Below are 15,183 nucleotides of genomic sequence, written 5' to 3' on the forward strand. Positions count from 1 at the left end.
ATAGGCGCACTGTGGCTTCTCGTCGGCGTAACCCTAAGCACCGCGGCGCCCGAGATCGCTTGCATTGTGCACAACATCCAACAAATCCATTAAGCCGACGCTCGTACCTCGCGCGGCTTATGGGCTGCGTTAGCTCCTCTTGTGGATACCTTTGATTCATGACTGAAAATCGACCTCTATCAAAGACTCAGAAAGAAAGACTGGCGAAACTCGAGCCCCAGCTCAGGTCGTGTGTGGGAGTCGCTGATCTTAATCGTGCCAAGAGGATAACAGCCCAAATTCAAGAATTATTACGGCCCACAGGTCACGAAACTCGCGTTCTACAAGCTAAAAATTGGCTTTATGAGACTGCAATGGAAGCCGGCAGCCTCACGTACGCGAAGATGGGGTTTGAGGGAACGATACAAAAAAGTAGTTCCAGAACACGGCTAAACCTTGAAGCTACCTCTCTTTTGGCAATTTGCTATCTGCGAGGGGGCAACTTGGAAAAGGCTCGGGACATGATTGTCAGAGCTGTAAAGAACATCAACAACATTAAGTCTGCAGATAGAAGGGAGCAGTTTCACAAGCGCCTAATTGAGAGACTCGAAGAGGAAAGCATCTTAGTGGGTTTGAAGGAGGAGTCATCAGAGAAGCTTGATCTGGCCGAAGTTGATCAACAGTCAGTTCAGCTTGTGATGACGAAATCCGAGAACCAAATATATCTCGAAATGGGGCGTGCCGTTCCGCAACGATCAGTCGATTTACTTAAGGATGTCAGAGATGCCTACACTTTCCGGCTTCCAGGCCCCGACAGGAAAATGCTTCCACCTCCAATAACAGTTGAGAACAAAGAAGCCCTTGGGAAACGTGCAAGTTCTGCATTAAAGCGAGTTGCCTGGAGAGCCGTGTGCAGCCCTGATAGTGATATCTACAAAGCATGGAGCCAAGGATTATCGGTTGTCTACGATAAAAAGTATATTGCCGGAGCCATAGTGGCGGCATTTAACTCCGCCAGCATTACTGTGGCAATGATCGCTGCTAGTGCGGCCGCATTGGCGATCAAGTTTGGTGCAGAAGTCTTTTGCGAGACGTTTGCGCCGAGCTCTCTTATGATCGACAGAAAGGACAAGAGCTAACAATCGACTGCACGGCGACCGGTCCTCCGCCGCTGCGCGGCTCCAATCCGGTTACCGCAAGCGTTAGTTTTTCAAAAAACCAACAAACGGAGGAATAGAAAGTGCCAGTTTTCACAATTGAACCAATGACTACCACTACCGTTGGCGGGTTTCCCGCGACAATATCTGGAATTAATACAGGCAGCACTGATTTTATTGTTGGAACCATTGATGCGCCAGCAGGTGTTCTGAAGGCTATGTGGGATTCTGGTGGGGTATGCCGAGATAGTAACCCAAAATGCAACCTTAATACCCATACAAATGAGTTCATCGAGGTTCTTGAAGCGGCTAAAGCTCTCTGAGTTGCCAAGTAGCCATTAAGCTAACAATTCGCGTAAGGCGGACGTCCCTGACGGGCCGCCGCTTCGCTCCGCGTTGGGCGGAAATGAGATTCGTCTATGAATGAGCAAATAAAGAAGGAAGCGAGTAAGTTTCAACGTGGTGGGAAGGCGGTGAGTGAAAGAAGGCGTCGATGGTCCGATTTCGAAGACGAAGCCAGTAGAATCTTCGAAGAGGTCGTCAATCTCTCCAAAGAGGAGGGATTGTTTGAGAATCTCTATGTGCGCCGTACAGAACGAGATGAACAAGGCCGGCTTGTGCCGCCATGTTATATTACTTTGTTCTGGGGAAATCATCCTACTGGCGAAATTGACTTTCGCTCGAAGAGCCGCGAGGCATTAGATGTGGAGGGCGGATGTGCTTTACATCTTGTTCAAGGGGTTTTCGGCGAGGTCGCCGTGATCTTTTACCCATTTTCATCAAGCCTAATGAGGCGCAATGAAAACTCATATGTTTACAAGGTCTACGAATCCCCGTCTGACATATATGAGAAAGATTTAAACCGAAAGATACAGTTAATGTTCTCGTATGCCCACTATTCCAGCTATATGGGAAATCCGGATTGGATGGATTTTCTAAACTTCAAGGTTCTACAGGTGCGGTCGTTGGCTAGGCATATATGGCACGCGGACTGGTTCGCGGCAATGCAGGCTCGCATAGACAAAATAATCGGAGCACTCTCCAAGGAAGAGGCGAAGACGGATGACGCCGAAGAATGTGATTGCGAGTGACATGCAGAGCGATCACCATCGCCCAACAAGAGCGTCAACTCGGACCAGCCTACCCTCCGCATTCGCTGCGGGTAGGCCGTCCGGTTACGCTATGCGTTAAGAGTATCGAGTAGGGAGCGTAGATGACCATTGACGATTACGTAAAACTCACGCAAATCGGATTCTATTTAGCGATAGCCTCAGTGACCGTGCTTACCTACTTGAAGGCAAAGGATACTCTTCTCAATTCTGTTAATACTGAGTATCACAAGCACGTTATTGATGCTCTGATTAAGGCCTCTGATTCTTTGTTTTCTGAATTTGATGAGAATAGTGAGAATCATTGGACAAAGGGCGATCGCATAAAAGATACGATTGAAGAGATAAACAATGAATTTATTGAGCATAAAGAGAAAATATTGGAAATGGGCGAGTTTCCTGGAGGTGTGAGGGTAAGCGACCTTGAGAGAAGGCTTATGTCGATGATCCGCGAATACAAATCAGACCCTTTCCTTCCGGAAGAGATACGATCAAAAATCGTCGACTTACTGCAAAACAGATTTGATGTTCATCACTCGGTCACATTTCGTGAAATCACCGAGTATCGAGATCTCTTGGCACAAGGGAAACACAATGACTCTCTAGAAATGAATTATGCTTGGGTGTCTAACAAAATAAATGATCAGCTATATAAACAAGGCTGCGGTGTTAGCCAGGTCGAAGAAGCTGTTCATGAAATACGAATGGACATAAAGTCCTATTTGGAAAAATTTAACCCTCTGAAGAACGCTTGACCAGGGACTGTAGCAGACCGTTTTCCCGGCTCGGTTGCGCATCCAAAATGGCCTCTGAGTCAGGGCGTTAAGAGGTAAATAAGCCACGGAGTTCACTGTTAATGGACAAGTTCAATACATTGGTCGGTCTCCTATTTGGCAAACTCTACGACGAGTTCCCGGTCCCTTTCCGAATCCGGCCCGAGCAATTTCTCAAAGAGACAATCGAAGAAGACGATTTCGAGGGTTCTTTCAATTTCATGGAGTACTTTTACAGTACAGTGGAATGGCTGGAAACTGCCGGATACATCTGGGTCACACAGGACCTTTCTGATGATGGGTGTGCAGAGTTCGATGTAGTTCTTAGTGAGAAGGGTTTAGAAACGTTACGCAGGGTGCCTAAATCGCTGGAGGGTACGGCGTCCATCGGTGAACGACTTTCGAGTTTTAGTCGTTCCAAGGCTTCAGATGCTGTTAGTACTCTCATTTCCCTGGCAATTACGAGCGCGGTCAACGGGGGCGGTATTGCCTCTTAACCAGTTATTCAAGTTTACTACCGGCCTAGCGGCCGTCCGCCGGACGCCCTAGTCGGGCACCGCTTAATACTGGCGTTAGGGCAATCAGCGCACTCAACAAAAGGTTTTTTCAAAATGATAGGAAATTTGAGCTTAAGCAAAAATGCACAGTTTTATAGTTTGAAAAAACAGTTAAGTAAAAAATCAGTGGCTGATGCATTTAAAGACATTTCCAAAAATCGTATTGGCAATTATCTGATAAATGAGATAAAAGAAAGTCATATAACAAGCTCCGGGAATAAAGCTACTTACTCTATAATGTCATATAAAATTGAGGCTGAACCCTCCTTTTTGGAGGGGACATCCACAAAAGAACATAAGTATGCGTATTTGTTGTTAATTGAATTTGATGATGCATTGACAATCCTGAAAAAGTACGTTGATTCGCCAGAGAAGTACTTTCCTAGATTCATTGAGGAATATGACTATGAGAAATTTTGTCATTTCCATGGAGATAAAAATCCAGAATACGAGCGGGTAACGATGAAAAACATGAGCATCTCCAATGCTGTTATTAGGTCCCGTTCGTTGGAAGCGAAAAGTTTAAATGGTATTCTGCCTTCCACATCATCAAGTAGGTCAATTCCTAGTAATTTTAGAATGAATATCGGCCAAGAGTCGTATACTTTGACTCCGAGTATTTCAAGAGTGAGTAATCGAGATAAAAAGTCTAATTTTAACGATTGGATTGATTGGGCGTTTGAGGTGAAAGAAGAAATAAAATCAACAAAAAATTCAAGTGAGTTTATAAGTAATTTTGCCTCGCCTGTTCAACTTAAGGATGTTATGGACAGGGGCTATAAAGTTGTAGCTATCCTATTTGATTTGAGTGAGATTGAAAGTAAAGTAGCTTCTGGGGTTGCGGTCTTGCAGAAAAATGACGGGACACAATTTAGTACGAGAGAGATTAACAGATTTTTCAACCAGTTAAAGGCTCCGATGCTGGTTGATGGGGAAGTTCTGAAAGCCAAAGGTATAGCTTTGGCGGGAAAAGTTGGCTATTCAAAAAATGTAATAACTGTTAGAAACAGAATTCTTGATCAGGTTTCGGTTATTGAAAATGGACTGCCAGATTACACCGTTGGGTCTTTTATAAATAAGAACAAACCTTTTTCTGCAGTGTTTGATTCTCCAAATTACTCCTATTTTTCAAAATCATGCTTTGAAGACAAAAAACTTTTGGGTAACATTCAATCTATTCTTAATGTGTTTGACGAAAGTTATGACTTTAGTAACGTGACAAGTGAAAAAGAAAAGCCGCACGATGCAAGTTTAACTAGATTTCCGGATAAATCTCTATTCAGAGCTGTGGAGGATAATTATTGTAATAAACATGATATTGTAATATGTGACGATATGAATGATGAGTGGGCTGATCATATTGCTATTGACAAGTCTAGCGCTACACCTTCGATAACCTTTGTTCACTCCAAGTTCACTAAAAAAGATTCTTATGGCGCAAGCGCGTTCCATGAGGTGGTCGCACAAGCGTTAAAGAATATAGGGCGAACCCAAGCCGAAAAAAGTTTGTATAAGATTAAATATGATAATGAGTGGTATAAAGACTATGAGGGTACCAAAATTAAGAGGGTTGATGGTGCCAGAAACTGGTCAGAGCTAGAGCAAGCTCTGGATGTTATTGAGCAGAACCCTAACTCAATAAAGAAAATAGTTCTGGCAACTCCTTTCTTGGAGAAAACAAAGCTGCGGGGTGAGTTGCAAAAGCTGTCTAAGGGGCAGAAGTGTAAGCCACATTATGTGCAGTTGATTTGGTTGATTAATACCTTTATAAGTTCATGCAAGGATTTCGGAGTCCAAGCTCATATTCTCTGCAAGCCATAGCCCTAACAATTTGCTGCACAAGGATAAATTACTCGCTACGCTCCTAATTTACCAGTGAGCAAAGCGTTATTAATCACCAGGACCGTTTCATGCAAAGCGTTAACCTCGGTTTTGCGGGCTCTTATGCCACGCGACCAATTCGGTTTCTCGAACTTGCGATCATCGATGGGTGGCGCGTCAAGACCTACGGCATTTCAGCACAAGGCGACACCCCGAATGCGACGCTCGTGCAGACCGCACGAGAGCTTGCCAGCAAGGCGTTGCCAACCCCTCCTGTACAGCTCAACGGAAGCGCTGGTAGTGATGACGGTAACGAGCCGTTCGACTCCCTCGACCGCTATGGCGTGGCCGTCATGATCGTCCACGAAGCACGCGAAGGTTGTTTTGTGCTTCTCGACTGGTGGACTGGCGAAAATATGCTGCAACACCATGTGTACTTCTCCCGCGACACGACCAACCCGGAATTTGCGGACGTGAGCCAGACAGGCATCGGGGCATGCGTGTGGGAGCTTAAGGTGCTGTCCTTCGAGCGTGAGGCATGGATTGATTGTGTCCTGGCAAGCGAGGAAGGAGCCGACCTGGATGGATACTGCAGCCGCCACTTTTCCGCAGACGTGTAACTGCACCGTATGGCCCAACGTTGCAGATGACACGCCTGCCGAGGGCTTTGCCCGCCTGGACGGGTGGCGTTTCAAGCGCCTTATTCGTAGGTTGGCGCAGGCTTGCAACTGAGCTTCAGCATTACGAGGCAAAGACTGTGGAAATCGTTCCTTTGGCTGATAAGAAGGAATTCATTGCAGAGTTGGCGGAGCTTCACCATGCAGAGTGGAAGCATTTGAACCCGTCGCTCACTCTGGAAGGGCGCGCCGAAGCAATCGCTGAGTCTGCAGGTCGAGAGGGTATCCCTGCAATCTTTATTGCAGTATCAGGAAGTCAGCTCGTTGGTTCGGCTGCGCTAGTACAGAACGATATGGACACAAAGCCGGATTTATCCCCTTGGTTAGCAGCCGTTTATGTCAAAGAGGGCTTCCGGCATCAAGGGATAGCAACGGAATTGATTGCTCGGTGCGAAGATGAAGCAATTCGTTCACATGCTAATACCTGGTATCTCTACACCGAGTTCGCCTCACGACTTTATGAGAAGCTCGGCTGGCGTCATATGGAGCGATGCGAATACAAGGGAGTGACGGTCGATGTCATGTGCAAGCAGATCGCCTCTTAACAAGCGCAGGCACAGCGACGGCCTTTTCGTTGTGGCTGCGCCTTTGCCATGGAAAAGGTATCGAAGCTTGGGTCAAGATCGCGAAGTCTTTGACTGAATGAAAACGGCAACGGCGATCAGGACAAATCCGGCCACAAGCCCGAAATCCAGCCTCTCCGACAACAGCAATACGGAGCTTAACAATCCAACCGCCGGTATCCCGAGAAAACTGACCGTGCTAGAAATTGCTGGCATGGTTCGGGCAATGTGCAACATACCCCAAAAGACGAAGGTCGTGGAAATAATACCGACGTAGGTAGTCACCATCAGGCTTCGAATATCTAGGCCTTGAAGCAAAGAGACGTCACTGAAACCGATCGTCAGTGATGACAGCCCAAGAGTAGCAACCAGGAGTTGCCATGGCAGAAGCTGTAATGTCGACCACCCGGAAGGGTAGCGTCGCAGAAGGGCTATTTGAAATGCCCAGACAACGGCTGCAAGCAACAGTAAACCGTTACCAAGCAAGGCTTGTGTATTCGATAAAGTATGAGTAGACGGCAGAAACAGGAACGCCAAACCGGCAAGCCCGAAGACTAGACTTGCAATGACGGAGCGATCAAGTTTTTCATTCAGCCATACAACCGCCAGAGGTATCATCCAGATTGGACTGGTATAAGCCAGCAGTGCTGCGCGTCCGGCCGGGACCATGGTGACGCCGATCGTGATCAACCAGAGGAATGCCCCCATTTGCAGGCAGGCCACCGAAATAATGGGAAACCAGTCCTCGCGCCCGGGGAAACGAAACTGACGAGTCATTTTTACCAGTACGAAAGCACTGATGGTGGCAAAGGCGAGACGCCATATCAAAAAGGCCTGAGGAGAAATGTTTTCAAGGGCCATTTTCATGAGTGGCCACGATAGTCCACCTCCGAGGATAACTCCGGCGAAGATGAAACCGGTCCCACGGCCAATCAAGCGAGAAATTGAGCTGACCAACAGTTCGCTATGATTCATCATTTATTCCTTGGCGGTCTTTTAGTTGCTCTACAAGGCTCGAAATAATCGCTGCAGAGCGGTGGGCGAGTAGTGGGAAAGTACCTGCGTCACCTACTTAAATTATTCAAACCTCTGTGTTCATTGCTATTATTGGATCATGCAGATCTCATTCTGCTCTGTAGTAAGCGCATATGGAAATCAACTGTTTTTATACACGGAGATCAGTAATAATGATGCGACTCGAATTCCGACATCTTGAGACGGCCTATTGGATCTATAGGCTCGGTTCGTACGGCGCAGCTGCGGACAGGCTCAATACGACACAACCCAATATTTCCATGCGCGTCGCTGAAGTGGAGCAACGTATTGGCACCGTCGTATTCCAGCGGGGAAAGCGACCGATTACGCTCACTGCTGCTGGTCGCGAATTGATCGGGTACGCAGAGCGTATTCTCGCCTTGCGCGATGAACTGTCATTATTCTTCGAGGATGGGGAAGAGGCAACTGGCCGAATTCGAGTAGGATGTACCGAAACTATAGCGCTTTGGTGGCTCGCTGATTTTACGATAGATGTGCAACGCGTCATGCCGAATATCGAGCTCGATATCGACGTCGATATTACAGAGAAAACCTGGAAGAAATTGTGCAACGGCACAACAGATCTTGCTTTGGTTCCTGATGATCAACTTCAACAACGGGTTATCAGACACAGTCTTGGCCAGGCGTCTATTGCCTGGATGGCACCTTCCGACCTGGTGCAACGAATGTCGACATTGGATACCATGAATTTAATTCGGCGATCCATCCTGAGCCTCTCTCCCGGATCGCGCTTGTATGCTGACCAATTTCGCTGGCTTGATATGCAGAGCATTCGCCCTGATCGCCTGACCTACTGCAATACGATGAGTGTTACGGCGCGGTTGGTAAGCGAGGGTGCCGGTGTTGCATTGCTACCTCCGGACCTGTTTGCCGGCGATAATCTGCTACAGGAATTGGAAGTCCAGCCAGCATTTGATTCTCTGTCTTTTGTCGCTACCTATCTTTCTCCCGCCTTTTCTCCATCGGTCGAGCGGATAGCCAGGCTGGCAGTGGCTAATAGCGGATTTCATCTGGGCGATTCGCAGGCGTAATGCCTAGCCCGCATTAACAGCCCAGAGACTGATGTGGTCGTTCTCCTTTGTAGCACCGGATCCAGTGGTTGATCACTGCCCTGGCTTGTCCCAGCGACTCGAACCGATTCAGCCAGATACACACCTCCTTCAAGGCCGCGTAAAAGATATGCGTCACGGATGCTTGATCCGCTGAAGTGGCCCCTTTGGAAGTGGCGACATGGTCACGCCATCCCGATTCAAAGTCCACAGAAAGGGCAAGGGGCGCGAACTTTCCGTATATCACACCCCTAATGTTCTTGGTTCGTCATGAAAGTTTTTATTTGATTTTAAAACTGTAAGTGCAGTGCTAACTCAAATTAATCCCTGATGTGCAGCAGTGGCTATAGCTTGAGCCCGGTTGGTTACATCTAGTTTTCTATAGATGTTGCGGAGATGGAATTTTACCGTTCCTTCGGAAAGGCAGAGGATCATTCCAATTTCCCATACCGTTTTTCCTTCACTTGCCCACTTCAATACTTCTGATTCACGCAGTGATAGTGGTCGTATACTCTTATTCTTTTCCATGCCGTTCGTTGCCGTATGTAGTGCTGGCATGGCGTTGTAAAGGACCCAGCGTGCCGTCGGTTTCAGCACATTACTTTCGACACATAGGGAACAGACCGTCATTATTTTTGAGTTATCTTGATAAAATCTACACGCGAATCCGGCGTGCAGACCATAGTGCGCGGCCGTTTCAAAAAAGGTAGCCGGGCAACAATCCTCAAAGTGTTTATACGCGTCCTCCCAAGAGTAAATATTTGAGGCTAAATATGCATACCGGATGACTGGATCGATCGTGCCGAAGTCTTGTGCTAGATATGTTTGAATCCATTCTGGATGGTAGTTGTGGTTAGCAATGTGCCTGATTGAAGAAGCGGGTGAGAGCCTGACCTGACAAAGAATGATGCCATCACAACAGGTGACATCACGCAGCCAGCCAAGTGTGTCCGGAATGCCCCGATCAGGATATGCCAGGCAGCTTCTCATGTGCTCAATGAGGCCAACAAGGGGGGCTTGATCAATGTCATTGGGCATGGCTTTATCAACTCCCTCTGACGTTCGAGAGCTATCCTAGTATAGCGCGCCCGTTTTTAATGTAAATGATAATCAGTAGCCTCCATGACTGTGTTGTACGAACGTCGACCCGAGCTGCTAGTTACCTATAAATCAATCGTCTATGTGGCTGGCTCCCAGCCACCCTGTCCATCCGGTTAGTAGCCTGTCCTTTCGTTGAAGGCGAAGCTAATGCTGGATACGAGATATATGGGGGCAGTATGGCGATTGGTACCGAAACAGCGCAATTGCCTTGCTCGAGTCATGGTGATGTTACTGCAGTCACGCTGGATCGCCACGGTTACCGTCTTGAGTTCCCGTTGCGCAGCAGTCGATTAGCCCAAGCGTTCGAACTTAGAGCCGAGGTCTTCTGTGGTGAGCTTGGATGGGTTGGTCATCCGGGGCAGTTGCAAGAGGTCGACGTTTTTGATGCCAGCGTCTGGCACCTTGGAGTTCTGGCCCAGAATCAATTAGCCGCGTATCTACGAGTTCATCCATATGGAGCGCCTTGGATGATTAGTAGTGTCTTTGCTGACGTCGTACCACCAGACTGTGTCCTACGATGTCCCGGCGCCTGCGAAGTATCACGCCTGGTCGTTGCGCCTGCATTCCGGCGTACCGTCTTCTCGGGTGGGCAGACTGCCGCCGGTTTGGTTTGCCAGCTATTGTATGCTCTCTGTGTACTCAACCAGATCGACACAGTGCACATGATCGTTACTCTCCGTGCACTTCGCGCCCTGAAGCTACAAGGCCTCCCTTGCCGGTCATGGCTACATCATTCATGTCAGTGTGATCGGGATGCACCGGTTTTCGCTACTCTGAACTGGGAAGAATTTCGGTCGAGTACTGAGTCGCTCATTGCCAAACGACGCCCTGCGTTTCTAGCAACGGCGGCACAGGCTAGGTTCGCCATAGCGGAAAGCAGGTCGTGCTGAAGCGCTACGATGCCGCCACTCCCGAATAATTGGCTGTGGTGAAGGCAATCGCTTCAGGTTGAACTGGTTTCTTGCGGCAAGCGAGTAGTGAGCTTACCTTCCTTTAGGTCATCCGGTGTTCCTAATCGAACTTGGCCATCCTGCAGCCCGATCACTACATCGCATGAGTATGCAAAGTCCAGGTTATGGGTGACGAACAGTACCTGGGGAGAGTGGAGATGTCAGCCAAATGTTCCGAACTACAACAGCCTTTGGTAAGCGTCTATGAGTAGCGCAGTGGTAAGGAGCTTAAGAAGATCGTGGTCAAATCCACCACAGCCTAGTGCCGTCTGGTTATACACTTCTCTAAACCTTTTACGGTCGATAAGTTCCCACTGAGCGAGCTGTCCCTCGAGGACCAGCGCTTCCAGATACGCTCGATTGTTCCATAATGCTTTCTGAAAAGCCCCGGTAACCGAGCCTTTCCTGCGTCGAAAAACGGCAGTTGTATTATAGTGTTTCGCGACTTTCTGCCGGAAAGGCAGGCGCGTGTGATTTTGATCATAAAGTGCGTCTGTAGGAAGCGATAGGGCGTAACGAAGCATTTCATCTTGAGTAAATGGCCTCAAATACTGCGCTCGTTCATCGCAGATGACACGATAGCTGTTCTCGCTGATAGCATCTTGCATCCATGCGCGCCTTAAAGGCTCATTTCTCGCTGCTGTGAGCGAGGGACGATCTTGACGGAAGCCCGTACTTACTTCCTTTCGGAGGAACTTATTAACCGGATTTGGAGATGTCTTCATCATTGCTCGCAACACCCGGATATAACTAACCGAGTACAATTGAGCGTAATGCCTAAGTTTCCGGGCGAATACCGAAGGTTGACTACGCAAGGTACCTCGTAGCGTTGCCACCGGCACAGGGTCGAGAAAGATATGGTCGCCACCATGGCCATCTAGAATCGTCACTGGCCGTGTCTTGGTTCGTATCGATAGTTCCTCCGTGAGCCGATAGATTACGGCCTGGAAGGCGAGTGCAGTCGAAGGAGCTGCAGGTAGAGGGCGCTGGATCGGACGAAAGAGCAAATCCTCCGAAAGCGTTAAAGAGAAGTGCTCGACTCCGAGTTCGTCGGCAATAGCCGAGGCAATCTTCGCGTCATCGTGCGCACTTCCGCCAGGGAAGTACCAAGTACAGGCCACAGGCTGCTCTACCCCGTATACAGCAGCAGCGGCATAGAGCAAAGACGTCGAATCACATCCGCCCGAGAACGAAACGCCGAAACGCTCTGTAATTGACTCTCGTTGAAGCAATTCTTCAAGTATCGCAGCCGGATCTCCAGCGGCATTGCTGACGTCTTGCATTGAGTCTAATTCCGAGGCGATGTGGAGCGCTCCTCCACGCTGAAGGTGAGCCACTCCGCCGGCGGGGATGACATGCACATCTCGCCAAACTGAGAAACCCAGTTCACGGTCGTTATTCAGGTGCGCGACAATCTTCTCAGGTGCTGGTGTGTTAGTTCCCTTCTCAAGCACCTCCTCAAGTGTGCTTCCGACCAATACACTCGAAGACGTCGTTCGTAAATAGACCTCGCGGCAACTACCCAACGGATTCCGTACCCTTATTTTGCCGCCCTCGGCTTCGACATACGGGGCGCGAGCCGTGCGACTTGGCGCCATCTCGCTGGACATGCTTTGCCCTTGCGCTGGTGTAGGTGTAATCGAGTTGTCATCGAGGCTTATCAACAGCGGGACACGCCCGATGAGGTGGTGCGCAACATATTCCGTGCAAGGGTTATTGCCGCTATCACGTAGTCCATCCGGTGAGTGCACCAAAGACATAAGCTTAGCTCCCTTGCTCCGCCAAAGTCGGCGTGTTGCACGGTCCGACATCAATGAACTCATCGGCAAGCGCAAGCACCTGCTCACGGTGGCTTACTACGATCAGGGTCTCAACGCGTGCTCTTAGCGTCTGCATGAGCTGAATCTCGCGGACACTATCCAGCGCTGCTGTGGGTTCATCAAGTATCATGGTGCGTGTGCCGCGCAGTAGAGCTCTGCCAATGGCGATGCGCTGCTGCTCTCCACCGGAAAGATTTCTTCCCTGTACGCCGACATCCCGATCCAGCACACCTTCGCCAGAGGTTTCACCGGCGATCCGTTTTAGATCCAGGAGTTCGACGAGTGCCAGCAGCTCCTGGTCAGAGACGGGCTGAGGGTGCGCGTACAGTAAATTCTCGCGAACGCTACCGCTAAAAATCAGCGGCGCTTGGGGAACTACGCTCACTTCGCCAAGGATGTCCTCCGGAGAAAGTTGGCGAACACTGACACCGTGGAAAAGGATCTCACCGGCCGCCTGAGGCTCGAGCCCCAGCAGGGTCCTCAACAGCGTGGACTTTCCGCTTCCGGATGGGCCGCGCACACCGTACATCTTGCCCGCCTGAATTTCCGCACTGAGCGGCATGGCGGAAGTGGCGTCATCGGCGCGTAGGGTAACGTAACGTAGCGTGAATACAGGCTGCTGATGATCAAGGGTGATATCGGATGCGGCCTGGGGCTCGGTCGGCAGGTCGAGATACCTAAGGCCGTCACCGAGGGCGACGTAGTTCTTCTTGAGGTCGATCAACGCCGCCGCGATCATGACGAACGGGGAGGTGAGTTGAACCACATAGTTCGTGATCATGATGAAATCGCCGACTTGATAACGCTGGCGTAGCGTTTCGCTGACGGTATAGAGCGTGAACCCACCCAGCACGAGGCCCACAGCGAGAACTTGTCCACCCATCAAGCCGCTGAGCTTCGCATGGGTCCCGTATACCGTGTGAACGTAGGTGCGCAGATGCTGCTCGAGCGTGCGTTCTTCATGTTCAGCAGCGAGGTTGATCTTGATGTCGTACAGGGCGCGTAGGCGCTCCGCAAGGAATTCACTCAGTTGCGTATGCGTCTGGTAGAAGTTCTTGTGGATGCGGGTTGTCATATCGGCAATTCGGTAGGTCAGCACGAAGAGCACAACGATGGCCAGGATGAAGGCGACCGCGAAGGTAAGGTTGATCACCTGCCAGAGAATACCGAAGACGAAGCAGAGCTGGATGATCACAGGAGCGATGGTCCAGAAAATGGCGTGGTTGATCAGGCCAAAGCTGCTCATTGCGCGGTTCACATCCGCCATGACCACACCTGTATCGAGTTGATGCTGTGCTTGGTAAGGCAAGCGCAAGAGACGTCGCACAACACTCGAATAAACGGCCGCATCGCACCTGGCCATCACGTAGGAACTCGCGAGATTCTTTCCCCACTCCATCATGTTGCTCAACGTCCAGCCGACCGCATAGGCAGTAGCGAAGACATAGATCATGCCCACTACCGCCTCACCCGACTCCTCTACTAAGAGGTTGGTTGTCTGCCGTAGCAAATAGGGAACCGCTGCGCCCACCGCCGCTATGCTGATCATGAGCAGCAGCACCAGTATGAGATGGACAAAAAATCGCGGATAGCGTGAGCGGACCAGCTCGAGCCCGCGCCGATAGGTCGTCACATAGGATAATGGATACGTAGCTTTCATAGCTGGCTCTGTGATCTAGATTTCAACGATCGGACACATTCTCTCGGGTAAGTTCGGGTCATCGCCTAGCACTTGTCCTCCGACTTCAACCCAAGCGTGTGATAAGAAATCGTACCGCTGAACTCCTATGCGGAACGTGGGACAGATACCGTGTGAAAGAAGTAGTCGTGACAGCGACATGGAATACTCCAGACACTCCACACGATAAGGTACCCAGAGTGCTACCTCTGCTATGGCTGCAGCAGCGCTCGCGCAAATTCGCTTGTGCTCACTGGATTCCGGCGGTAAGTATATCGAATCCGCGCGTGTCGCTTTTAATGCACGCAGGCTATTCATCGCGGTGTGAAATCCCCTCGTCGATAGCAAAGCCTTCGTCCAAAGCAAAGTCTGCAGTACGCGAAGGCGTATCCCTTTAGCTGGGGCGGTCTGGTGGAATTGGCGAGCAAACCGCCACTCATAGTCGCCAATCCCATGCTCGCGTACGGACACTCTCCGGATCGTCTGCCGCTGGCTGGTGAGTTCGAGTATTCCCACGTCGAGCAGCGCCCGGACGACCTCTGACTGTTCACCACCCTCTATTAGTGCCGACTCAAGTTCTAGGCTGGTCGGTGCCTCAAGGACTACGTAACGGTCTGCTCGCTCATCAAGGATGATGAATTCACCGTTAAGTAGGACATAGTGAGCATATTGGCTAAACGTGGGATAAACCTCCATGGCATGGCTCCGTGGTTTGCTACGCAGAAGATGGCCGCACGCACAGGGCGGAACAGAGAGGTGATGATATGGCATGCCGCACTGGGTACGGCATGCCGGTGGGGCATTCGCCCCTTAGGACCATGGATCCCGGTAAACGGCATAGGTCCCCTCAATAATGGCACCGCCGCCTGTCCCGCGGATTGCACTGCTCGCTG

16 protein-coding genes are annotated in these 15,183 nt (G+C 49.9%); 10 read left to right on the forward strand and 6 right to left on the reverse strand.

Going from position 1 to position 15,183, the window contains the following annotated elements:
• Positions 1 to 353 precede the first annotated feature (353 nt).
• From FVV99_RS16910 to FVV99_RS16945, 8 genes are all read left to right on the forward strand, one after another.
• The gene (locus tag FVV99_RS16910) at positions 354 to 1,118 is read left to right on the forward strand and encodes a hypothetical protein (protein WP_201745134.1); all 765 of its coding nucleotides are present in this window, start codon (positions 354 to 356) and stop codon (positions 1,116 to 1,118) included.
• Positions 1,119 to 1,219: 101 nt separating this feature from the next.
• Positions 1,220 to 1,459, forward strand: coding sequence for a hypothetical protein (locus tag FVV99_RS16915; RefSeq protein WP_148255313.1), 240 nt, complete (start codon positions 1,220 to 1,222; stop codon positions 1,457 to 1,459).
• Between the two features lie 96 nt (positions 1,460 to 1,555).
• Entirely contained in the window at positions 1,556 to 2,227 is a 672-nt protein-coding gene (locus FVV99_RS16920; RefSeq protein WP_148255314.1) for a hypothetical protein, read from the forward strand.
• A gap of 122 nt (positions 2,228 to 2,349) precedes the next feature.
• On the forward strand, positions 2,350 to 3,000 hold the full coding sequence (locus FVV99_RS16925; RefSeq protein ID WP_148255315.1) for a hypothetical protein: 651 nt from the start codon (positions 2,350 to 2,352) through the stop codon (positions 2,998 to 3,000).
• 101 nt (positions 3,001 to 3,101) lie between these two features.
• Positions 3,102 to 3,515: a hypothetical protein gene (locus FVV99_RS16930; protein ID WP_148255316.1), complete on the forward strand. Its 414-nt coding sequence runs from the start codon at positions 3,102 to 3,104 to the stop codon at positions 3,513 to 3,515.
• 114 nt (positions 3,516 to 3,629) lie between these two features.
• Entirely contained in the window at positions 3,630 to 5,396 is a 1,767-nt protein-coding gene (locus tag FVV99_RS16935; protein ID WP_148255317.1) for a hypothetical protein, read from the forward strand.
• Positions 5,397 to 5,485: 89 nt separating this feature from the next.
• Positions 5,486 to 6,016, forward strand: coding sequence for an isochorismatase (locus FVV99_RS16940; protein WP_148255318.1), 531 nt, complete (start codon positions 5,486 to 5,488; stop codon positions 6,014 to 6,016).
• 26 nt (positions 6,017 to 6,042) lie between these two features.
• Positions 6,043 to 6,618 carry a GNAT family N-acetyltransferase gene (locus tag FVV99_RS16945; RefSeq protein WP_148255319.1) on the forward strand — a complete coding sequence of 192 codons (576 nt, stop codon included), beginning with the start codon at positions 6,043 to 6,045 and terminating at the stop codon, positions 6,616 to 6,618.
• Positions 6,619 to 6,690: 72 nt separating this feature from the next.
• On the opposite strand, the gene FVV99_RS16950 is transcribed toward FVV99_RS16945, so the two are convergent.
• The gene (locus FVV99_RS16950; protein WP_161599028.1) at positions 6,691 to 7,611 is read right to left on the reverse strand and encodes a DMT family transporter; all 921 of its coding nucleotides are present in this window, start codon (positions 7,609 to 7,611) and stop codon (positions 6,691 to 6,693) included.
• Between the two features lie 212 nt (positions 7,612 to 7,823).
• Here FVV99_RS16950 and FVV99_RS16955 point away from each other — a divergent pair, with 212 nt between their 5' ends.
• Complete coding sequence (locus tag FVV99_RS16955) at positions 7,824 to 8,723, forward strand: LysR family transcriptional regulator (RefSeq protein WP_161599029.1); 900 nt, start codon at positions 7,824 to 7,826, stop codon at positions 8,721 to 8,723.
• A gap of 13 nt (positions 8,724 to 8,736) precedes the next feature.
• Here the strand turns inward: FVV99_RS16955 and FVV99_RS19085 are convergent, their stop codons facing one another.
• Positions 8,737 to 8,988: an integrase core domain-containing protein gene (locus FVV99_RS19085; RefSeq protein ID WP_407921356.1), complete on the reverse strand. Its 252-nt coding sequence runs from the start codon at positions 8,986 to 8,988 to the stop codon at positions 8,737 to 8,739.
• 68 nt (positions 8,989 to 9,056) lie between these two features.
• Positions 9,057 to 9,779 carry a helix-turn-helix transcriptional regulator gene (locus FVV99_RS16965; protein WP_148255322.1) on the reverse strand — a complete coding sequence of 241 codons (723 nt, stop codon included), beginning with the start codon at positions 9,777 to 9,779 and terminating at the stop codon, positions 9,057 to 9,059.
• Positions 9,780 to 10,018: 239 nt separating this feature from the next.
• Here FVV99_RS16965 and FVV99_RS19090 point away from each other — a divergent pair, with 239 nt between their 5' ends.
• Positions 10,019 to 10,732 (forward strand): acyl-homoserine-lactone synthase, encoded by a 714-nt coding sequence (locus FVV99_RS19090; protein WP_148255323.1) that lies wholly within the window; start codon positions 10,019 to 10,021, stop codon positions 10,730 to 10,732.
• A gap of 239 nt (positions 10,733 to 10,971) precedes the next feature.
• Here the strand turns inward: FVV99_RS19090 and FVV99_RS16975 are convergent, their stop codons facing one another.
• Genes FVV99_RS16975 through FVV99_RS19095 form a run of 3 tightly spaced genes read right to left on the reverse strand, consistent with a single transcriptional unit; the run spans position 10,972 to position 15,061 of the window.
• Positions 10,972 to 12,552, reverse strand: coding sequence for an asparagine synthase-related protein (locus FVV99_RS16975; RefSeq protein ID WP_161599031.1), 1,581 nt, complete (start codon positions 12,550 to 12,552; stop codon positions 10,972 to 10,974).
• A gap of 4 nt (positions 12,553 to 12,556) precedes the next feature.
• A complete protein-coding gene (locus FVV99_RS16980) occupies positions 12,557 to 14,245 on the reverse strand; it encodes an ATP-binding cassette domain-containing protein (RefSeq protein ID WP_161599032.1) in 1,689 nt (562 codons plus the stop codon).
• Between the two features lie 42 nt (positions 14,246 to 14,287).
• A complete protein-coding gene (locus FVV99_RS19095) occupies positions 14,288 to 15,061 on the reverse strand; it encodes a lasso peptide biosynthesis B2 protein (RefSeq protein ID WP_148255326.1) in 774 nt (257 codons plus the stop codon).
• Between the last annotated feature and the right edge of the window lie 122 nt (positions 15,062 to 15,183).

It is taken from the genome of Aidingimonas lacisalsi (assembly GCF_008079445.1).
Lineage (GTDB): Bacteria > Pseudomonadota > Gammaproteobacteria > Pseudomonadales > Halomonadaceae > Aidingimonas > Aidingimonas lacisalsi.